Source organism: Chlorobium sp. (genome assembly GCF_049593655.1).
Classification (GTDB): domain Bacteria; phylum Bacteroidota; class Chlorobiia; order Chlorobiales; family Chlorobiaceae; genus Chlorobium.
This window is the reverse complement of the sequence record NZ_JBAWHG010000028.1, coordinates 1-18,621: the sequence shown is the minus strand read 5'-3', so window position 1 is coordinate 18,621 and position 18,621 is coordinate 1. Positions and strand designations below refer to the sequence as shown.

Here is an 18,621-nt window from a genome sequence, read left to right as displayed (position 1 = left end):
GCGTGTGCGCAAGCGATCCAACAGGTAATGAACTTTTTCAGCGGCTTTATGAGTTAAAGCTGAAGTATGCCCGTTCGTCGCCCTTACTCCGTTCAACAGGGTAACTCGTTGCACTCATGGCGGAATCTTTTTACAGACGTAAACTCCGAAGCCTTCTGGAAAGTGCGGGCGTTCTTGTCGACGGCCCGAACCCCTGGGACATACGGGTACATGACGACCGCTTTTACAAAAGGGTACTGACCGAAGCCCATCTGGGAACTGGAGAGTCCTATATGGACGGCTGGTGGGATTGCGACGCACTCGACGAATTTTTCTACCGGGTGCTGCGCCGCGGCCTCGACAGGGAGGTATCGGCGATACCCCGCTTCATCGGCTCAATCCTCGGCAAGGCGGTAAACCTTCAGAACCCCGGAAGATCGTTCACCGTCGGCCAGACCCATTACAATATCGGCAACGACCTCTACCGGGCCATGCTCGACAGGCGCATGATCTACAGTTGCGGTTACTGGCGGAACGCCCGAAACCTGGACGAAGCGCAGGAGCGGAAACTCCGGCTCGTTTTCGGCAAACTCAATATCGAGCGGGGCATGCACCTGCTCGACATCGGCTGCGGATGGGGGGGCGCCGCCAGGTTCGCCGCCGAAGAGTACGGCGTCAGGGTAACCGGTCTGACCATATCGACCGAACAGGAAAAACTGGCCAGAGAATACTGCGCCGGTCTTCCCGTCGAAATAAAACTCATGGACTACCGGGATCTTTCGGGAACCTACGACCGCATCTACTCCATCGGTATGTTCGAGCATGTCGGGCACAAAAACTATCCTGCCTATTTTCAGACCGTCCGCCGGGTGCTTGCTCCGGAAGGTCTCTTTCTGCTTCACACCATCGGCAGCAACCGTACCGGCACCAATACCGACAAATGGACAAGCCGCTATATTTTCCCCAATTCGATGCTTCCATCGGCCAACCATATCACCAGGGCATCCGAAGGGCTTCTGGTGCTCGAAGACTGGCACTCCTTCGGACACGACTACTCGCTTACCCTGAAGTCATGGGCCGACAATATCGAACAGCATCGCCAGGCTCTCGAAAACGACTACAGCGAGCGGTTTTTCAGAATGTGGCGCTACTATCTGCTCAGCGCTGCCGGCTCCTTCAGAGCGCGCCATGTGCAGCTCTGGCAGATCGTATACTCGCATGGCGGCATTGAAGGACCGTTCGAAGTTCCCCGATAGACCCGGATTTTGGCATGAAAGCAACATTATCCCTGTTGTTTCTAAAAGGACAATCGATAACCACCCGTCAGCCATGGACTATCCATTGAACTCCATTCAGACACAGCATCGCCCGGCAGCGCTCGACAGCTTTTTCAAGAAGCAGCTTGAACTCATTTTCAATAGCGGAGATATCCGTATCGACGGCAACAGGCCATGGGATATCCGCGTGCATGACCGCCGGTTTTTCCGACGGGTAATCACGCAGGGAAGTCTTGGTCTTGGCGAGTCATACATGGAAGGCTGGTGGGAGTGTGACGACCTCGAAGAGCTCTTTTTCCGCCTGCTCTCGGCAAAATGCGACAGAAAAGTCGTTACACCCGAGTGGGTTATCGGCAGATTGATCGGCAAGACCTGCAATCTCCAGCACCCGTCGAGAGCATTCACGGTTGGAGAACATCATTACAATACAGGAAACGACCTGTTTGCATGCATGCTTGACAAGCAGATGATCTACAGTTGCGGCTACTGGAAAGAGGCGGACAGTCTCGATGAAGCGCAGGAAAAAAAGCTCAGGCTGGTCTTTGACAAACTCGGTCTCAGCCAGGGAATGAAGGTTCTCGACATCGGATGCGGCTGGGGGGGAGCGGCCCGATTCGCGGCTGAACATTATAACGTTTCCGTAACGGCGATAACGGTATCGTCCGAACAGGCCGGAGTGGCCAGAGAGCGGTGCACAGGACTGCCCGTCACCGTCTCACTGTGCGACTACCGGACACTGCGGGGAATGTTCGACAGAATATACTCGATAGGCATGTTCGAGCATGTCGGGTACAAAAACTATCGCACCTATTTCGAAGTGGTCAGCCGCTGTCTCAAACCTGACGGCTTATCCCTGCTGCACACTATAGGAGGAAATACGCCTGCCGCCAATGGCGACCCCTGGAGCTGCAAATACATCTTTCCGAACTCCATGCTCCCGAGTGCAAGCCAGATCACCAGAAACTACGAAGGGCTCTTCAAGCTCGAAGACTGGCACGTTTTCAGCCACGACTACTCTCTGACGCTCAAGGCCTGGCACGAGAACGTCGAAAAACACTGGCAGCAGCTGCGATCACGCTACAGCGAAACGTTTCACCGCATGTGGCAATACTACCTTCTCAGCTTCTCGGGAGCTTTCAGGGCACGATCCATAGAGCTCTGGCAGATTCTGCTTTCAAAACAGGGGGTCAGGGGGGAATACCGCGTACCGCGCTGAACGCCTTGCCGTAAAAGGCTACGGCTCGGGATAGATATAACGTGCCGGATGCATTCGCCCGAACTCCTGCACATCCCTGCGGCTTGCCTCCAGGATAACCTCAAGAGGAACCTGTTCAAGAATCATCTCCCGGAAGCGTGGCGTTCCCGCAAGGCGGTCAAAAAAAGCGCCGGAATCCTTCATCAGCCCGAGACTGGAGGGATAGAGCTTCTGCAGGGCAAGGAGCACGGCTGCCGAAGTGGCAAACGGGGAAAACCGCTTCCTGTCGGAAACCTTCAGCTTCAAACCGGAACACGCTTCATTCCTGAATTTTCCGGACTTCGGAATGAACCGGACAGGAAAAAACTCCACACCCGGCAGCCGACTGGCCCGAACCTCCCGTAACAGTCCGGCCGAATCGATGAACGGGGCGCCGAACTGCAGGAAAGGCGTATCGGTTCCCCGCCCTTCGCTCACCGCCGTAGCTTCGAGCATAACCGTTGCCGGATAGACAATCGCCGTCTCGATGTTCCTGATATTGGGAGAAGGGCTCACAAAAACGAACCCTGGAAGTTCATCGCCGAACAGCTCCCTGCGGTATCCCTCCATCTTCACCACCCGAAGATCCAGCTTCGGGAAACGGTTCTTTTTCAGCAGCATGGCGATTTCGCCGACGGTCATGGCATGAAGAAACGGCACGTCGACAGCCCCGACAAACGATTCATACCCTTTATCGAGCATGAACCCTTCCGGCTCGAGCGGCGAGATTGGGTTGGGACGGTCGAGCACCATAAAGGCGCGGTCAGCCTCCATGCAGGCCTCCATGACAAGCTTCATGGTCGATATATAGGTGTAGCAGCGGGCGCCGACATCCTGAAGATCGAAAAGCACGATATCGACGGTTTTCAGGAGGGCTGCATCCGGCTTTTTCGACGATCCGTAAAGCGAGTAGACCCTGAGCCCGTCACCGATGAGCATACCATCGGTTTTTTTCCCGGCCTCGACATTCACGGCAAACCCGTGCTCGGGCGCCATAATGAACTTCAGGTCGATGGCGTTGCGAAGCAATACCGCGTAATTGCTCCCGCCCGCCGAGGTGAGGCCTGCCGCATTGGTGACGAGCGCGACCGTTTTCCCCTGCAGTTCACGGCAACCCGAATCCTCGAGTACGTCGATCCCGCTTCTGAACGCCGCGCCCTGGAGAGGAGAGGCTGCGAGAACGCAGAAGAACAGCAGCAATGAAAAAATACCGTAACGTTTCATAAATTAAGGAGCAAGGAGCAACGGTAAAGAGGACATCCGACATGGACAAGGTACTATTTGCCGGGAAAAAGAAAAAGATGCGGAAATCCGGCAGCGCATCCTGCCGGGGAACACCGGCTCGGGAGGTTTCCTTATCGATTTTTTTTGCAAGATACCGTAAAAAATGCCATCATCAACAAGCATTCAGCCTCGGCTGCGGTCAGCTGCCGCTGAAGCAGGATAGCCCACAATGAACGGCGCATGAGCAATTTCCTGAAGCACGCATGATAAAAGCCTTTTTCAGTTTCATCACGTTCCTCATCCTCTCTCTTGCCTCCCTTGCAGGACTGGTATTCCTGTGTCTCGGCTTTGTAGTTTCCTTCCCGGCCGAAAAACCCGAAAAAGCCGACGTCATTGTGGTACTTGGCGGCGACAACGGCCTGAGGGTTGAAAAAGGCGCCGCGCTCTACAAGGAGGGCTATGCATCCAGAGTGCTCCTGACCGGCATCGACGCCCGCTTCTACCGGCCCGGGCACCCCAACTGGCGGGAACGCCGCATGAGAGCGCTGGGCGTACCCAAAAAAGCCATCAAGGTCGACACCGAATCCGAAACCACCTGGGAGGAGGCCGTAAACGCCGCGGAAACCCTGCATAAAAACGGATGGAACAGCGCCATCGTCGTCAGCGATCCCCCGCACATGCTCCGTATTCACCAGACCTGGGGAAGGGTATTCGAAGGTTCTTCGAAAAAAATCATCCTCGTCCCTACCGAACCAGACTGGTGGAACGCGCTGCTCTGGTGGAAAAACAAAACCAGCTACCGATTCGTCATCAGCGAGATCAAGAAAAACGTCTACTACTACGCCGTCTACCTCTGAAGGGGCGGCGATTGCGACACTCCTCCGCGGAAGTCAGGACGCCCCGAAATGGATTTTGCATTTATCCTCCCCTTACAGTACTTTACCCGTAGAGATCCCTGTCAGTACCCCCAGTATCAGCAGCAGTAAGCAGTACAACGGTTTTCCCCGGAAAACCGCGACCGGAAGTTCCCGCCTCGGGCGGGTGTCTTTTTTATCAATAACCCCAAAGGTAAAAAAGGAGGGCAGACTGATGCCAAAAACATCTCCGCAGTTCCTGGAGAACATGAAACTGATGTACTCCCTGCAGGAACAGTTGCTTATCAAAAAGTGGAGGGTGATGTACCTTTATCCGCCACCCGAAGGTCTCGACATGTCGCAGATCAGGGTGCTCATCGCCAAGGGCGTCGACGAAAAGTTCACAAAAGCCGTAAAAACCCATCTCCAGCAATATATGCTTGAAGGGAAAGAGCCTCCGGCAGCTATTGCCGCAACCATCAGGAACTTCGCCGACGATGTGGTGATGGGACGGGAGATCGTTGTGCGTGCGGGCGATTACATCTCGGTTCAATCATTCCTGAACAAGGCGAAGTAACACGGACTCTGCGTATGAGGCGGGGAAGAGGTTCCAGAAAACGCAAGCACGAAACACCATGAGCAGCTTTGAGAGCTTTCCGTTAATCATTGGCTGGGAACTGACACTTGCGTGCAATCTGCGGTGCCTGCACTGCGCATCGTCGGCAGGCGCCGCAAGATCGGACGAGCTTTCGGAAAAGGAGGCGCTGCTGATCTGCGATCAGTTTCCGGAGTTGCTGGTTCAGGAAGTCGTCTTTACCGGAGGCGAACCGCTCCTGAGCCCTCTGTGGATGCCTCTTGCCCGGCGGTTGCGGGAATCGGGAATTCTTGCCGGCATGGTAACGAACGGCACCATCGTAACGGCAGAAGTGATCCGTCAATTTCGCGAAACAGGAATCGGCGCGATTGCCGTAAGTATCGACGGAATGCGCCAAACCCATGACCGGATGCGGGGAAAAACCGGATTGCACGACCGGCTGCTTGACGGCATCCGGCGGCTGCTGGATTCAGGAATTGAGATCACCCTCATAACGACGGTCAATGCCCATAACCTCGGTGAACTCGAGGCGATGGAACATCAGTTTCGCGCCATGGGCATCAAACGATGGCAATTGCAGCCGCTGTTCGTGTTCGGACGCTCGCGACAACAAACGGAGATGCAGCTCTCGGCGCAACAGTATCTGCAGCTCGGGCGATTCATCCACGACAGGCAAAAATCCGCCGAACCCTCAGGCATGCAGATCATGGGCGCCGACGGGGTAGGTTATTTTTCGGAACTCGACACCCACGATACCGTGCCATGGACCGGATGCAGCGCAGGCGTCTCTACCTGCGGCATCATGAGCAATGGACTGGTCAAGGGGTGCCTTTCATGGCCGGACTCGATGATCGAAGGAGATCTCAGACAGGATTCGTTATGGTCTGTCTGGTTCAGGGAGGGAGCTTTTTCAGACACGCGCAGCTATACGGCCGACGACATGAAAGAAACCTGCAGAGGATGCGCCATGGCCGAAGAGTGCGGGGGCGGATGCACAACCATGTCCATAGCCTATACCGGAAAGCCTCACGCGAATCCCTACTGTTTTCGCCATATGGAATCAGCGGGAGCTGCCGGTTCCTCCCCCCGATGAACGGCCGCCTCGATAACCGTCGCACGGCTCTTTCAGGAAGCGCCCCCCTGCCGGAAAAGTCCGCCTTTCAATACTTCACCGACAGACCGAGGGTCAGGTCGTCCACCTTTTCGAAGGTAAGCGGCAGACGGCCTTTCCGGTAGGATAACCCGATGGCGTAGTTTCCTTTTTCGTTCAGGGCATAACTGATATCGCCCTCGAACAGCCGCACATGGCCGGGATAACCGCTGAAACCGTGCAGATACTGCCAGTCTAAACCGATCCTTACGCGCTCCAGAAACAGCGGCCAGAGGTCGGCGTGCAGTTTCGGACCTGCCCTGAAAAAGCTCTCGTCCTCGACAAGCCAGTATTTGTCGCCCCGTTCGATCACCCTGCCCCCTTCGGCATGCAGAATCGGCCTCCAGCGAAAATCGAAAAGTCCTCCGAGAACCGATCGGGCCACCCCCATACCAATATCGGTATCGACAGGCTCCCATTGGGCTTCGAGGGCCAGCACCCCGCTCTCCAGATCGAAATCCGAGGCATAGGCGAGATTCAGGCGGAAATACTGGGCATCGGAAAATCCGCCGCCCATGTATTCAACTTCGGAACCCAGCCGGAATGTCAGGGAGTTGACGTCCGTATAGTTTTCATTGCTGTTCGATACCCGGTCGAAAGAGACGCCGGGCACAAAACTCCAGGCCGTCACGCCACCATTGTCGCCTGAAGGCGCAAAACCGGTTTCGCTCCGCAGCAGGTACATCGCAGAACCGCGTAACTGCCAGATGTCGTTCCTGTTTTCGTAATCTTTCGTATAGGCTACCCAGGCGCCTTTCACGGTAGAGGGGTCCTTGCTCTGGCCCATCACGCCGATATTCTCGTAATCGCGGCGGACAAGCAGGCGTCCGTTGCCGGATGCATCAGGAGGGGCAGACGTCGGCAGGCCTCCGATGAAGCGGTTGACATCGGCAATCGGCATACCTGCGGAGTCGCCAAGCAGCTCCCGGTACTCCTCGAGCCTGAAAGAGATATCCTCGTCGAGCTTCCGGTCGAGCGCCTCCGACTCCTGCCGGTCAACCTTTCCGTCCCGGTTCGTGTCGATGGCGGCATAGGGAACCGTTACGGTGCTTTTCAGGAGCGCGGTTATTTCACTGCCCGGTTCGATCAGGCCGTTACCGTCGGCATCGAACTCCTCGACGACGGCGGCATGAACCGGAGAAATGCTGACCAGAAGGAAAAACAGAAGAATGGCCGGGCTTATTCTCATGATGCGGTAAAGTTTAGCTGTTGGTTTTGTACTCTTCGGGAACGGCGGTCCATATCAGCCGGGCAAGCTCCTCGACAGTACGGCAGGGCCCTGTCTCTCCGGGAGTCAGGGCAAGCGAAACCGTCCGGAAGCAATCATTCAGGTCCGGCGTGAGCGCACGAACGCCCGCATCGGTAAAACGCAGATCTTCCCGAAGCCGGTGCTTCAGGAGAACCCCTGTCTGCCAGTTCGCAAGACCTTTCTTGAGGGCGATCAGCCTCTTCAGTACGCCGGTTACCGTACCCTTGTCGAGAGGAACCGGAATTGCTGCAGGAGATGACATCGGAATATTTCGATTGCATTGACAAAAAAACATGACCGGCAGAGAGATGTCGTTTGCCCTCTCACCGCCGCTTTTCAGCGGGATACTCCGTAACCGCTATCAGGCGTGCGGCAAACAGATAGAGGCCGACGACGATCAGCAGGTAAAAAGAGACCCCGGAATAGAGGGCCAGTTGCCCGGAAATCCGGGAAACGCCTCCGGAAGGGCACACGGACGCGAAGGTCGAACCTGCAAGCAGGGTTTTCAGGCATCCGTCGTAATACATATAGATGAAATGACGGCTCAACACAATCGCAAGAGCACTGCAGGATACCGCAAAAAGGGCCGTCTGGAGCAGCCATTTCCTGAAACAGGTCAGCATGAGGCCTGCATTGGCAGCAATAAAAAGGGTCAGGGAGCCGGCAAGCGCCACAGCCCACGTCTGTTCCTGGTATGCCGTTGCCATCCTCTCCTGCAAAAATCCTGCGACAGCGTCCATGGTTTTCTCCGGTTAGCCCCCTGAAGATTCTATCGGAATGAGTTCATTGCCTGCCAAAAAAGCTCATCCCTTTTTCCCTGAAAATACGAACAAGAACATAGCGCCGCAAACCGTTGTTGACACCGGTATTTATATCCGTATCTTTGCGTTCGAACATTCACTTCATTACCGGCGCCACAGATGGAAAAAGAAATATGCAGTTCATGCGGACTTTGCTCGATTCAGGAATGGCCGACGCAGGAAAGCCTCCAGAGCTGTGTCTTCAGAAACGGCTGGCTCGGAAATCTCGAACGGCAGCTCTTCGGACGCGAAAGAAGTCTTGAAGACCCGGTTGAAATGCGCTTCGGCATTACAACCGAACGGTTTACCGCCCGTCTGAAACGGCGGATACCCGATGCCCAGTGGAGTGGCATCATTACAGCGATGGCGCTCAGGGCCTTCGAGCGGAAGCTTGTTGATGGCGTTGTGACGCTGCACCGGCATGCGGAACAGCACTTTTTTCCTCTTCCCGTGCTTGCCTGCAGCAGTGAAGAGATTTATGCTTCAAGAGGCAACAAACCGGTACTCTCTCCTGTGCTGCGTTCTCTTGAGACGGCATACCGCAAGGGATTGAAAAAGATTCTGGTAATAGGAGCGGCATGCCATCTGCACATGCTCCGGGATTTTTGTGAACGGTTTCCCTATCTGCAGAAGATGGAGATCCGGACCATCGGCATTCCCTGTGTCGACAACATGGACCGGAACCGGTGGCCATGGGTTCTCGAACGGATTTCGGCTTCTGCCGGGACGGCCCGGCACATGGAGTTCATGCAGGATTTCCGGATTCACATCCGCCACAGCGACGGCTCGACGGAAAAAATACCCTACTTCAGCCTGCCGCAGGAGCTTTCGGATCCCGCCATTTTTCCCCAGGCATGCATGTGCTGTTTCGACTATCTGAACAGCCTTTCGGACATCACGATCGGTTACCTTGCCGCTGAACTCACGCCACAACAGGACCGGCAATGGGTGCTGGTTCGGACAGAAAAAGGCAAGGAACTGCTCGAACTCGTCGACGATGAACTCGACCGTTTTCCCGAATGGGGAAAATGGGAGTGCGAGGGTTTTATCAGGCAAACAGCGGGAGGCATTATCGAACAGATGCAGGACACCGGCAAAATCTATTCGGCAGATCCGCTCATACCCCGGTGGGCAGGAGACCTGCTCAGTACCACCATGGGTTTCATCGGCCCGAAAGGCATCGGGTTCGCCCATTATTCGGCCGACTACCACATGATCCGCCACTACTACTACGTCAGGTCACGGCTTCCGAATCTCCTGGAGAGGCTGGTTCCTGCCCATGTACCGGTCATTCTCAAAGAGTACGGACTTCCCTTATGAGCCCCTGCCGTCCGGCGTTGCAAAAAAGTCCCGTTTCCGGAACAAGGCAAGCAGGAGTTTACCGAGCATTCTGGGTTTCGTCAGCCATCTGATTTCGGGTGAAGGCTCCCGTGCGGCAAGCATCCGGACGGCAAGAAAAGCCGATACGGTTTCGACGTCGTCGGCCATTACATTGAAAAACCTGCGTTTTTTAAGGCTTTCCGGCGAGTCGCCGCCTGCCGTCATGCGCAGGAGATCGGTCGCCACCATGCCGGGACTGAGCGTGCCGACCTGCACTCTCGATGAACAGGCCTCACGGGAAAAAGAGCGGGTGAAATAGGTCAGGGCGCTTTTCGTGGTGCCGTAAAGGGTCATCCCTTCGAGCATGAATCCGTCGCTTCCAAACCCCTCCATATTGAAAATCTTCCCTGCTCCCCTCTTGCGCATTTCAGAAAAGGCGATGATGGTGCCGTGCACCACCCCGTCGATATTGCAGTGCAGCACCCTCTCCACCGTTTCCGCATCGAGCTCCCATGCCGGTCTGGTCTCGTGGCTGACTCCTGCGTTGTTGACCCAGATATCCACACCGCCGAAACGGGCTACAGCCTCGCGATGCAGGAGAAGCAGCCCTTCGCGGCGGCTCGCGTCCGCAGCGACGCCGCATACCCGGTCTTTGTAACGGCAAAGGCGTTCGAGAGCGGCCAGTGTGGTTTCGGCGGAACTCCCGTTCACCATAACCCGGCAACCCCGCAGAAGAAACTGCTCCGCCAGTCCGAAGCCTATCCCCCGGGAACTTCCGGTAATGACAACACTCGTTTCGGCCATACCTTGGTATCCATCATGGTTCAATCAAGTCGCATGCAAACTTACCCTTTATCCCGGCGGCACTGACACTCCTGACTGAAATCGTCATCGCGCCAGTCGTCAGGCTCCTCCGATGAAGAGCGCTGGATTTTTCCGGTTTTGCCGCGGAACGGCGTCCAGAAACGGTATATCGCCCTGACGCATTCGGCAACGCCGTCACGGCACTGCAACCACTGCGCCTCATCGATATCGCCCTCACCCGCGATATTGGCCAGAAGAAAAAGCGGCGCAAGGGCAGAGAACTCCGTATCCTCCTCGAAGAGCGGCTGCCAGGTTTCCCGCAGCGGTTCGATGCCCAGAAGAAAACCCCTGGCCCAGTTCTCTACAGCCGCTCTCTCCTCCAGGCTGTCTCCGAACGAACACCTCCTGAAAAGGGGCATATAGCTTTCGGGGTCAAGGAGAAGCACGGTTTCGACAAGCTGCCTGTAGCGCACCATGATCGAAAGCATGTTCTGCATCTCGTCTATCGAAGCGAAATCGGGTGGGGAGCCGGCTTCGGACCCCCACACCAGAGGAAGCCACTGTTCCGGCTGGAGACGCTCCGGACCGGAAGCAAGAGCGGCAAAAAAACCGTCGAGCATGTCGAGATCCATAGCTCCGGAGGGCGTCGGGACGGAACAAAGGAAAGCCTCGAGTTCGCCGAGTTCGGCGCCGGTGACCGGTTTACTGGTGTTGTCGATCATAAGGCCGGATATAACCTGCTTTGTAAAAAAAGGAACCTCAATTGGAGGGAGTTTTCCCGATGCTGGGCATGCACCGGGTTAATGAACCGCTCCGGTTGTCTTTTGAAAACTAACGATTTGACGCCGAATTACCAGAAGCGCCCTGCAATTATGTGGCATGAACCCTCACCGGGGCAGTGCGGCGCGCACCGGAATGTTCGGATCGGCAAAACCTGAAAACTCGCAGATGAGGAAATAGAGCGGACCGTTGAGAAGATAGGCCGCCTGCATCCATCCCGGCACATGAATGCAGTCAACCAGAGGCAGGCCTGCGTAATTTGCCGTAGCGATATTGCGGAAATGGAAATAGTGGTAGGCAAGTATTTCGGAACCAAAAAGCAGCGACCAGTAAAGCACCACGAAAAAAACCAGTTTGCCGGGCAGCGTGCGGTTCGGAAAAATCCTTACCCAGTAGGAGTACATCAGGTAGACCCCGAAAAGGCCTACAGCCCAGGCAAAAAGCGGATAAACGGTATAACCGCCAATAAGCAGCATTTCACGGTTATAGCCGTACTGCCCCTTGGCGATAAAAAACCAGCAGCAGGCGACAAGCGAGGCGACAAGCAGGTGACGCACGGCCTGGCGGCGGGAGGTGATGTAGAGATAGGGATAGAGCAGAACGTAGACCGCAACCATCGTAAGATCTGCGCGCAGGCCGCTGAATCCGAGTGAGAGAAGCACTCCGGCACAGATAAGCTTGTCGGCAATCATGACGGATCTGCTGAAAGGAAGTGAGGCCGGACGTGAACTGCTCATCGATGTTGATTCCTTTTGCAACCGGGCGCTAACCGGTCGCTCCACCTGTTACTCCGAAATTGTTCAATTTAACAAGCGGACACGAGAAAACAGCTTCTACAGGGTATCTTTTTCCTCTGCGCTTCAGCAGTGACTGGCCGCAAGGGATGCGAAATTGGAAAGAACGAGCCGCGCATCGGGGGTATCGCGGACCTCGGCCAGAAGCTCGACGGAACGGCTCTCCCCTTCGGCCATGATATACTCCTTCATGACGGAAACCGTGTATTCGGGATGAAACTGCACACCCCATGCGCACTGCCCGACCCGGAAAACATGCACGGGATCGTGTGCGTTGCCGCCAAGAAGAGTGGCCTCCGAAGGCAGTTCGAGCACCGACTGCTCGTGGATGGCATGGGCATAAAAATGCGCGCCGACGCCCCTGAAAAGTGGGTCGGCGGAAGCTTCCCGGGCAAGCGAAACCCGAACCGTGCCGATCTCACGCCCACGTGGATTATACCCAACCCTGCCGCCCAGGGCGCGGCCGAGCAGCTGGTGACCGTAGCAGATGCCAAGAAACGGCACCCCGCCTGCAAGCAGCGAAGGAATCCATGCCTCTATGGCCAGACTCCAGGGAAGGTTGTCGGTAACCATGGCATGCGATCCCGTAACGATCACACCGCAAGAGAGCGATGGCGGTGGAAGAGGCTCGCCTCCTGCGGCATCGACGACCCGAAGCGGCATTCCGGACTCCCCTGCGACCGCCCCGATCCAGTCCTCGAAATCCCCGAAAGCCTGCAGCGTAGAACGGTAGGTCGTGCCGGCTTTTATGATGCAGAGATTTTTCATGGCGCAGCAAGGGATGCATGACTGATGGAACTGAAATGGCGGAAGCTATGATTTTTCCGGTTACGGTACAATATGATAACGCTGCACCATATTATTTTGTACTATAACGGGTAAGCGAACCACCTTCATGCTAAAGGCTCATGGCGACACACCCCAGAGAGACCATTCAGGACGAGGCTTCCGGACACACCAGGGAACGCCTTTCAGGAACGGTTGAACGCATAACCTACCATAACGGGGAAAACGGTTTCTCGGTACTGAAAATCCGGGCAAAAGGCAATCGGGAACCGGTGACGGTTGTGGGCACCACCCCGGCCGTTTCGCCCGGAGAGCTTGTAGAGTGCACTGGCAGCTGGCAGAACAGCAGGGTGCACGGCATGCAGTTCAAGGCCGACCAGATTGCCATCGTACCGCCGAGCTCCGCCGAAGGCGTCGAAAAATACCTTGCATCCGGCATGGTACGGGGAATCGGCGCGTTCTACGCAAAAAAACTGGTTAAAAAATTCGGGACCGGGGTACTCGACATTCTCGACAACGACCCCGAAAAGCTGCTCGATGTCGGGGGCATCGGTAAAAAAAGGCTCGAGATCATCACGAAATCGTGGGAGGAACAGAAAGCCATACGGGATATCATGGTGTTTCTCCAGTCCCACGGGGTAGGCATTGCTCGCGCATACCGCATCTACAAAACCTACAGGGAGGAGGCCATCGGCAAGGTTTCCGAAAACCCCTACCGGCTCTCCCTCGATATCGACGGCATCGGTTTTCTGACCGCCGACACCATCGCCTCGAAGCTCGGCATCGCCCGGGACTCGCTCATCAGGGCCGAAGCCGGCGTACGCCACGTGCTGCAGGAGCTTGCCGCAAACGGTCACTGTGCGGTACCCAGGGAGCAGCTCGTCCGTGAGGCGACGGCGATACTCGACATCTCCGAGCCGATCATCGAAGAGGCCATCGCCCTGGAAACGGGAAAATTCAATCTGGTGCGCGAGGTCATGGAGGCCGGCGAAATTTTTTACCTCGCACCGCTTCACCGGGCCGAGGAGCGAAGCGCCGCGGCGCTTGCCGCCCTTCTGCTGGGAAAGCCGCCATGGAAGGAGATCGATTGCGGCAAGGCCGTCGTACAGGTTGAAAAGGAGACCGGCCTCCGGCTCTCCCCTTCCCAGAAAGAGGCGCTCGCGCTGGTGCTCACCAGCAAGGTCACCGTCATCACCGGCGGACCCGGCGTAGGAAAAACCACGCTGGTCAATGCCATTCTGAGGGTTATCCGGAAAAAAACATCGAAAATCGCCCTCTGCGCTCCGACGGGCCGGGCCGCGAAACGGCTCTCGGAATCGACCGGCATGGATGCGAAAACCGTTCACCGCCTGCTTGAATTCGATCCGCTCACCGGCGGGTTCAAGCGAGGCCCAGGCAACCCGCTTGAAGCCGACATGGTGGTTGTCGACGAAACCTCCATGGTCGATATCGTACTCATGAGCCAGCTGCTCTCTGCCGTTCCGGCAAAAGCCGCCCTGCTCCTGGTGGGTGACGTCGACCAGCTCCCTTCGGTCGGTCCGGGAGCGGTACTCACCGACATTATCGCATCCGGATGCGTTCCAGTTGTCACGCTTACCGAGATTTTCCGGCAGGCCGCACAGTCGCAGATCATCGTGAACGCTCACCGCATCAACAACGGCGAGATCCCGCTGAACGCCGAAGGAGAAGAGCTTTCGGACTTCTATGTGGTAAGGGCGTCGACGCCCGAAGAGATCCACCAGAAACTGATGCAGATGGTAACCGAACGCATTCCTGCGCGCTTCGGCTTTCATCCGGTAAGGGATATCCAGGTGCTGACGCCCATGAATCGAGGAGGACTCGGCTCCAGGGCACTGAACGCCGAACTGCAGCAGGCCCTGAACGGCAGCGCGGAACCGAAGATATCCCGTTTCGGCACAACCTTTTCCCCCGGCGACAAGGTTATCCAGATGGTGAACAACTACGACAAGGAGGTGTTCAACGGCGATATCGGCATGATCACCTCGATCGATACCGCAGAGGAATCGATAGTTGCCGATTTCGACCGGCGTCCGGTGCGTTACGAGTTCGGCGAACTCGACGAGCTTGCGCTTGCCTACGCCACAAGCATCCACAAAAGCCAAGGATCCGAATACCAGGCCGTAGTGATTCCTCTCGGCATGCAGCACTTCACGCTGCTCGAACGGAACCTGATCTATACGGCTGTTACCAGAGGCAAGAAGCTGGTGGTGATTGTCGCCGAGCCCAAAGCGCTCGCCATGGCCGTCGCAAACAGGAAAGCCGGCCGCCGCATGACCACCCTGGCCCTGAAGCTTGCCGTGGCCACGGGAAGTTCCGGAAAACACTCTTCAGTGCAATAGGTGGCGCAGCCCGTCCGGCCAAACCGCCCGGAGCGGCGGAACAAATAAACAGAGGTGCCTCGTAGCTTTCCCTTTTTTGCTATATTTCACGCATATGAAAACATGTAACCTCTTTTTCAGAATGCCCTTGAGCCGGTTTTCGCGGTTGTACACGCCGGAAAACTGCGGAAGGCGTTGCCGATAGCAGGCTTGAGTCATGAAGCACCACTCGCTTATCTTTCTCACCGGGTTCAGCGGTTCGGGCAAATCGACCATAGGGCCGCTGCTTGCCAACTGTCTCGGCTACGAGTTCCTCGACCTCGACCAGGCTATCGAACGGAGCGCCAGAAAATCCATTACGAGAATTTTTGCCGAAGAGGGGGAAGCGGCTTTCAGGATGATGGAACTGAAAACACTGCAGCAGCTTGCCGTGAAGGAGGAGATGGTGGTGTCGCTTGGGGGCGGCGTGCTTGAAAACGACGACTGCTTCGACTTCGTCAGGAAGCACGGAACGCTCGTTTACCTGAAATCAACCGCCCGGTCGCTCTCCAAACGGCTCTGCTTCAAAACCGACCGTCCCCTGCTCAGGGGAGAGAACGGCCGGAGACTTTCGCGGGAAGAGATCGAAATGAAAATATCCGCCATTCTCGAAAAACGCGAACCGCGATACCTGGCGGCCGATTTCACGGTGCAGACCGACACCCGGCGAATCGGCTCCACGGTCGAGGAACTGACCAGAAAAATCAACCGCCATGTCCGCCAGGCAGAGCAGCAGGGCCGGAACAAACCGTAACCAGACAGACAATTGAGCAGCAATATCATCGTAGGAACCCCGGTACTTTCGGAAGCGGCAGAGCTGTACCGAAAGCACGGCCTTGCCCTGAAAACCGTCGTACTTTTCGACGAAAACACCCGTCGCCTTTTCGGAGACAGGGTTATCGGCACCCTTGAGGAGCAGGGATTCCGGCTGCTCGAGCTCTCGGTACCGGCAAGGGAGACATCGAAAAGCTTCAGTTCGGCGTACCGCCTCTACGGCAGCATGATCGAGGGCGGCGTCGACCGGAGCTGGAATCTTCTGGCCGTAGGCGGCGGCGTAGTGGGCGACCTCGGCGGCTTCATCGCGGCGAGCTACTACCGGGGACTTCCGGTCGTTCAGTGCCCCACCACCCTTCTGGCCATGACCGACAGCTCCATCGGCGGCAAGGTTGCCATCAACCATCCGCTCGGCAAGAACCTCATCGGTTTTTTCCATATGCCCGAACTGGTGCTGATCGATCCCTCCTTTCTCAGTACCCTTCCCCGGCGGGAGGTGTTCGGCGGCATGGCGGAAGTGATCAAATACGGATTCATCGCCGACCGCGATTTTCTGGAATGGCTCGAAAAGCATTTCGACCGGATAACGGCACTCGAGGAGCCCTTCATCAGCGAAGCGGTCCGGCGCAGCGCCTTCATCAAGGCCGATGTGGTGGAGAAGGATTTCAGGGAGACCACCGGGCTCAGGGCAACGCTCAATTTCGGCCACACCTTCGCACACGGCCTTGAAAAGCTTGCAGAATACCGCCATATCCGCCACGGTGAAGCCGTCACGATCGGCATGGCCTGTGCGCTCTGTCTCTCGCACAATCTCGGCTACCTCTCTGTGGACGCCATGCGCTCCGGTCTTGAGCTGATTTCGAGGTTCCGCTTTCCCAAGGGACTCCTCGAACGCCGCTTTCTTATGCACAGCGCAGAGGCCCTGCTTGAAAACATGTTCTCCGACAAGAAGAAACTCGACAGCAAACTGCGGTTCGTACTGCTGAAAAAACCCGGAGAGGCCTTTCTTCTGGAGGAGGATGTCGAGGATCGCGAAGTGTTGCGGGCGATAGAGGATGCGCGCAGGTTCTTCTCTGAAGGTAATACTATCGGTTAAGCTGGTACAGATAGTGCGCCCCCCTGGCGACGGCATGCTCCACCAGCAGCGTCTCGACCTGGAGAAGCGGCGCGACCGAGGGGGCGTTGCCGCCCGTAGCAATCACGGCGGGCGCGACCTGGCCCTGATCCAGGAGAGTCCGCATGATCCGGGCGGTCAGCCCGTCGATCTGCGACACACATCCCCAGAAAATCCCGTTTCTGATACAGGCTGCGGTTGAACGGCCGAGAAGCTCCTCCGGAGGCGCGATCGCCACAAGCGGAAGTTGCGCGGTCCGCTCATGGAGCGAACGGGCCATGAGGTCGAGACCCGGCATGATGAATCCGCCGAGGTAGGATCCGGAGCCGTCGAGCACGTCGAAGGTTATGGCGGTGCCGATATCGAGGGCGATGACGGCCTTTCCTGGAAAAAGTTGTCTTCCGGCGGCGCAGAGCGCGATCCTGTCGGCGCCGAACGATTCCGGAGAGTCGTACTGCAGGAGAAACGGCAGATTCAGGCGCGAGCTTACCTGCATCACGGTTCCGGGAAGCAGTTGCGCAAGCTGGCCGACAACGGCTGCTGACACCCCCGGCACCACGCTGCAGAGCACGGCGTCCCGCATGCCGGGATACGCGTCCCCGAAGGGATGGAGCAACTCCGGCAGCTGATCGGGCGCAAAAAGGGAGTCCGTGGAAATCGTCACGGTATCGGCAACGAGGCCGTCGAGGAAAACCGCAAAGGTGGTTGTGGTGTTACCGGCTTCAACAACCAGAACCGCAGGCTCTTTACCCGAATGGAGCATATCGGATGGACTGGAAATCAGGGCCGTTTGACGGGAACGCCGGTCTTCCCGGACAGCGCTGTGAGAAAGGCTTCGAAATCCTGAAGGTTTCTGGTCACGAAGAGCGAATCCTTCACCCTGGCCTTTCCGGCGACAACGAAAATTTTCGGCGGAGGGTTGTAGGTTATCGGCTCCTGGTAGATCGCCGTGATATCCTGGAGCTTCAGCTTTTTCTCGTTGCCCCTGCGGTCGAGATAGAGCACTTCCTCACCGGCAATCCTTACGGAATCGCCGTCCTGGCCGTGCTCGCCGACAAAGCGGGTATTGTAGTAGTTCGGCGCTCCGAGAGCGATGGTCGTCAGGATGATCAGGAGCGTGGTTTTCCAGAGACAGCCCAGATCGACCCCGTAGGTGAACTTGCCGTACCTGAAGAAAACAGCCCATCCGGCAGCGAGAAACAGCATGCCGAGCACCCAGGTGACGGTAAAGTAGGAGTCCATCCACCAGGAAGGATAGGTCATGGGGTAGTGGAAAACCTCGGGCATGGCGTTGGGCTTGGATTTTTACTGTAGGCTTGACCGGATGTTAAAAATAAGCCTTAACTTTGTCAATACAAGAGAAAATTTCCACGAACGACGACTCAACCACCCGCGATGAAATCATACCACAAGGAACTATGGATGCAGGTGCCCTCAAGAATGGACTTCGTCAACATTACCGGCGATGTTGAGAAAGCGCTTCAGGAGAGCGGCATCCAGGAGGGGCTC

General features: G+C 56.6%; 19 protein-coding genes and 1 pseudogene. 10 read left to right on the top strand and 10 right to left on the bottom strand.

The annotated features are described in order from the left end of the window. Window positions 1–116: 116 nt before the first annotated feature. Both cfa (WBP50_RS04430) and cfa (WBP50_RS04425) read left to right on the top strand, forming a co-directional pair. Entirely contained in the window at window positions 117–1,235 is a 1,119-nt protein-coding gene (gene cfa / locus WBP50_RS04430) for a cyclopropane fatty acyl phospholipid synthase (RefSeq protein WP_423931957.1), read from the top strand. 73 nt (window positions 1,236–1,308) lie between these two features. Beyond that, window positions 1,309–2,472 (top strand): cyclopropane fatty acyl phospholipid synthase, encoded by a 1,164-nt coding sequence (cfa, locus tag WBP50_RS04425; protein ID WP_423931955.1) that lies wholly within the window; start codon window positions 1,309–1,311, stop codon window positions 2,470–2,472. Window positions 2,473–2,490: 18 nt separating this feature from the next. Here cfa (WBP50_RS04425) and WBP50_RS04420 read toward each other — a convergent pair whose 3' ends face one another. Next, window positions 2,491–3,690 carry an exo-beta-N-acetylmuramidase NamZ family protein gene (locus WBP50_RS04420; protein ID WP_423931953.1) on the bottom strand — a complete coding sequence of 400 codons (1,200 nt, stop codon included), beginning with the start codon at window positions 3,688–3,690 and terminating at the stop codon, window positions 2,491–2,493. 287 nt (window positions 3,691–3,977) lie between these two features. On the opposite strand from WBP50_RS04420, the gene WBP50_RS04415 reads away from it, so the two are divergent. The 3 genes from WBP50_RS04415 to WBP50_RS04405 all read left to right on the top strand — a co-directional run bounded on the left by WBP50_RS04415 (window position 3,978) and on the right by WBP50_RS04405 (window position 6,256). Continuing rightward, on the top strand, window positions 3,978–4,571 hold the full coding sequence (locus tag WBP50_RS04415) for a YdcF family protein (protein ID WP_423931952.1): 594 nt from the start codon (window positions 3,978–3,980) through the stop codon (window positions 4,569–4,571). A 232-nt stretch (window positions 4,572–4,803) separates the two neighbouring features. Further along, window positions 4,804–5,145 (top strand): hypothetical protein, encoded by a 342-nt coding sequence (locus tag WBP50_RS04410; protein ID WP_423931951.1) that lies wholly within the window; start codon window positions 4,804–4,806, stop codon window positions 5,143–5,145. A 58-nt stretch (window positions 5,146–5,203) separates the two neighbouring features. Next, entirely contained in the window at window positions 5,204–6,256 is a 1,053-nt protein-coding gene (locus WBP50_RS04405) for a radical SAM protein (RefSeq protein WP_423931949.1), read from the top strand. Window positions 6,257–6,323: 67 nt separating this feature from the next. On the opposite strand, the gene WBP50_RS04400 is transcribed toward WBP50_RS04405, so the two are convergent. The 3 genes from WBP50_RS04400 to WBP50_RS04390 form a co-directional block, all read right to left on the bottom strand. Next, window positions 6,324–7,502 (bottom strand): hypothetical protein, encoded by a 1,179-nt coding sequence (locus WBP50_RS04400; RefSeq protein WP_423931948.1) that lies wholly within the window; start codon window positions 7,500–7,502, stop codon window positions 6,324–6,326. A 13-nt stretch (window positions 7,503–7,515) separates the two neighbouring features. After that, a complete protein-coding gene (locus tag WBP50_RS04395) occupies window positions 7,516–7,824 on the bottom strand; it encodes a hypothetical protein (protein ID WP_423931947.1) in 309 nt (102 codons plus the stop codon). A 61-nt stretch (window positions 7,825–7,885) separates the two neighbouring features. Beyond that, the gene (locus WBP50_RS04390; protein ID WP_423931945.1) at window positions 7,886–8,302 is read right to left on the bottom strand and encodes a hypothetical protein; all 417 of its coding nucleotides are present in this window, start codon (window positions 8,300–8,302) and stop codon (window positions 7,886–7,888) included. 180 nt (window positions 8,303–8,482) lie between these two features. On the opposite strand from WBP50_RS04390, the gene WBP50_RS04385 reads away from it, so the two are divergent. Next, window positions 8,483–9,682, top strand: a complete 1,200-nt coding sequence (locus WBP50_RS04385; RefSeq protein WP_423931944.1) for a Coenzyme F420 hydrogenase/dehydrogenase, beta subunit C-terminal domain — start codon at window positions 8,483–8,485, stop codon at window positions 9,680–9,682. Here WBP50_RS04385 and WBP50_RS04380 read toward each other — a convergent pair. The 4 genes from WBP50_RS04380 to WBP50_RS04365 form a co-directional block, all read right to left on the bottom strand. Continuing rightward, entirely contained in the window at window positions 9,677–10,486 is an 810-nt protein-coding gene (locus WBP50_RS04380) for an SDR family oxidoreductase (protein ID WP_423931943.1), read from the bottom strand. The genes WBP50_RS04385 and WBP50_RS04380 overlap by 6 nt on opposite strands. Before the next feature lie 41 nt (window positions 10,487–10,527). Beyond that, window positions 10,528–11,208 (bottom strand): YecA family protein, encoded by a 681-nt coding sequence (locus WBP50_RS04375; RefSeq protein WP_423931942.1) that lies wholly within the window; start codon window positions 11,206–11,208, stop codon window positions 10,528–10,530. Between the two features lie 165 nt (window positions 11,209–11,373). Continuing rightward, window positions 11,374–12,003: a hypothetical protein gene (locus WBP50_RS04370; RefSeq protein WP_423931941.1), complete on the bottom strand. Its 630-nt coding sequence runs from the start codon at window positions 12,001–12,003 to the stop codon at window positions 11,374–11,376. A 123-nt stretch (window positions 12,004–12,126) separates the two neighbouring features. Continuing rightward, a complete protein-coding gene (locus WBP50_RS04365; RefSeq protein WP_423931940.1) occupies window positions 12,127–12,828 on the bottom strand; it encodes a glutamine amidotransferase in 702 nt (233 codons plus the stop codon). Between the two features lie 140 nt (window positions 12,829–12,968). Here WBP50_RS04365 and WBP50_RS04360 point away from each other — a divergent pair, with 140 nt between their 5' ends. The 3 genes from WBP50_RS04360 to aroB all read left to right on the top strand — a co-directional run bounded on the left by WBP50_RS04360 (window position 12,969) and on the right by aroB (window position 17,094). Beyond that, window positions 12,969–15,206 carry an SF1B family DNA helicase RecD2 gene (locus tag WBP50_RS04360; RefSeq protein ID WP_423931939.1) on the top strand — a complete coding sequence of 746 codons (2,238 nt, stop codon included), beginning with the start codon at window positions 12,969–12,971 and terminating at the stop codon, window positions 15,204–15,206. A 196-nt stretch (window positions 15,207–15,402) separates the two neighbouring features. Continuing rightward, window positions 15,403–15,978, top strand: coding sequence for a shikimate kinase (locus tag WBP50_RS04355; protein ID WP_423931938.1), 576 nt, complete (start codon window positions 15,403–15,405; stop codon window positions 15,976–15,978). A 12-nt stretch (window positions 15,979–15,990) separates the two neighbouring features. Beyond that, the gene (gene aroB, locus WBP50_RS04350; protein WP_423931937.1) at window positions 15,991–17,094 is read left to right on the top strand and encodes a 3-dehydroquinate synthase; all 1,104 of its coding nucleotides are present in this window, start codon (window positions 15,991–15,993) and stop codon (window positions 17,092–17,094) included. On the opposite strand, the gene WBP50_RS04345 is transcribed toward aroB, so the two are convergent. Together WBP50_RS04345 and WBP50_RS04340 are read right to left on the bottom strand one after the other, a co-directional pair. Beyond that, on the bottom strand, window positions 17,084–17,875 hold the full coding sequence (locus tag WBP50_RS04345; RefSeq protein WP_423931936.1) for a type III pantothenate kinase: 792 nt from the start codon (window positions 17,873–17,875) through the stop codon (window positions 17,084–17,086). The genes aroB and WBP50_RS04345 overlap by 11 nt on opposite strands. A gap of 17 nt (window positions 17,876–17,892) precedes the next feature. Then, window positions 17,893–18,399 carry a hypothetical protein gene (locus WBP50_RS04340; protein WP_423931935.1) on the bottom strand — a complete coding sequence of 169 codons (507 nt, stop codon included), beginning with the start codon at window positions 18,397–18,399 and terminating at the stop codon, window positions 17,893–17,895. A gap of 108 nt (window positions 18,400–18,507) precedes the next feature. Here WBP50_RS04340 and WBP50_RS04335 point away from each other — a divergent pair. Next, window positions 18,508–18,621 (top strand): annotated as a pseudogene (locus WBP50_RS04335) (secondary thiamine-phosphate synthase enzyme YjbQ); the annotation flags it as partial.

Excerpts from the sequence above, each read along its gene's own strand:
- cfa (WP_423931957.1), top strand. The coding sequence starts at position 117 with ATGGCGGAATCTTTTTACAGACGTAAACTCCGAAGCCTTCTGGAAAGT.
- cfa (WP_423931955.1), top strand. The coding sequence starts at position 1,309 with ATGGACTATCCATTGAACTCCATTCAGACACAGCATCGCCCGGCAGCG.
- WBP50_RS04415 (WP_423931952.1), top strand. The coding sequence starts at position 3,978 with ATGATAAAAGCCTTTTTCAGTTTCATCACGTTCCTCATCCTCTCTCTT.
- WBP50_RS04410 (WP_423931951.1), top strand. The coding sequence starts at position 4,804 with ATGCCAAAAACATCTCCGCAGTTCCTGGAGAACATGAAACTGATGTAC.
- WBP50_RS04405 (WP_423931949.1), top strand. The coding sequence starts at position 5,204 with ATGAGCAGCTTTGAGAGCTTTCCGTTAATCATTGGCTGGGAACTGACA.
- WBP50_RS04400 (WP_423931948.1), bottom strand. The coding sequence starts at position 7,502 with ATGAGAATAAGCCCGGCCATTCTTCTGTTTTTCCTTCTGGTCAGCATT.
- WBP50_RS04395 (WP_423931947.1), bottom strand. The coding sequence starts at position 7,824 with ATGTCATCTCCTGCAGCAATTCCGGTTCCTCTCGACAAGGGTACGGTA.
- WBP50_RS04390 (WP_423931945.1), bottom strand. The coding sequence starts at position 8,302 with ATGGACGCTGTCGCAGGATTTTTGCAGGAGAGGATGGCAACGGCATAC.
- WBP50_RS04385 (WP_423931944.1), top strand. The coding sequence starts at position 8,483 with ATGGAAAAAGAAATATGCAGTTCATGCGGACTTTGCTCGATTCAGGAA.
- WBP50_RS04380 (WP_423931943.1), bottom strand. The coding sequence starts at position 10,486 with ATGGCCGAAACGAGTGTTGTCATTACCGGAAGTTCCCGGGGGATAGGC.
- WBP50_RS04375 (WP_423931942.1), bottom strand. The coding sequence starts at position 11,208 with ATGATCGACAACACCAGTAAACCGGTCACCGGCGCCGAACTCGGCGAA.
- WBP50_RS04370 (WP_423931941.1), bottom strand. The coding sequence starts at position 12,003 with ATGAGCAGTTCACGTCCGGCCTCACTTCCTTTCAGCAGATCCGTCATG.
- WBP50_RS04365 (WP_423931940.1), bottom strand. The coding sequence starts at position 12,828 with ATGAAAAATCTCTGCATCATAAAAGCCGGCACGACCTACCGTTCTACG.
- WBP50_RS04360 (WP_423931939.1), top strand. The coding sequence starts at position 12,969 with ATGGCGACACACCCCAGAGAGACCATTCAGGACGAGGCTTCCGGACAC.
- WBP50_RS04355 (WP_423931938.1), top strand. The coding sequence starts at position 15,403 with ATGAAGCACCACTCGCTTATCTTTCTCACCGGGTTCAGCGGTTCGGGC.
- WBP50_RS04345 (WP_423931936.1), bottom strand. The coding sequence starts at position 17,875 with ATGCTCCATTCGGGTAAAGAGCCTGCGGTTCTGGTTGTTGAAGCCGGT.
- WBP50_RS04340 (WP_423931935.1), bottom strand. The coding sequence starts at position 18,399 with ATGCCCGAGGTTTTCCACTACCCCATGACCTATCCTTCCTGGTGGATG.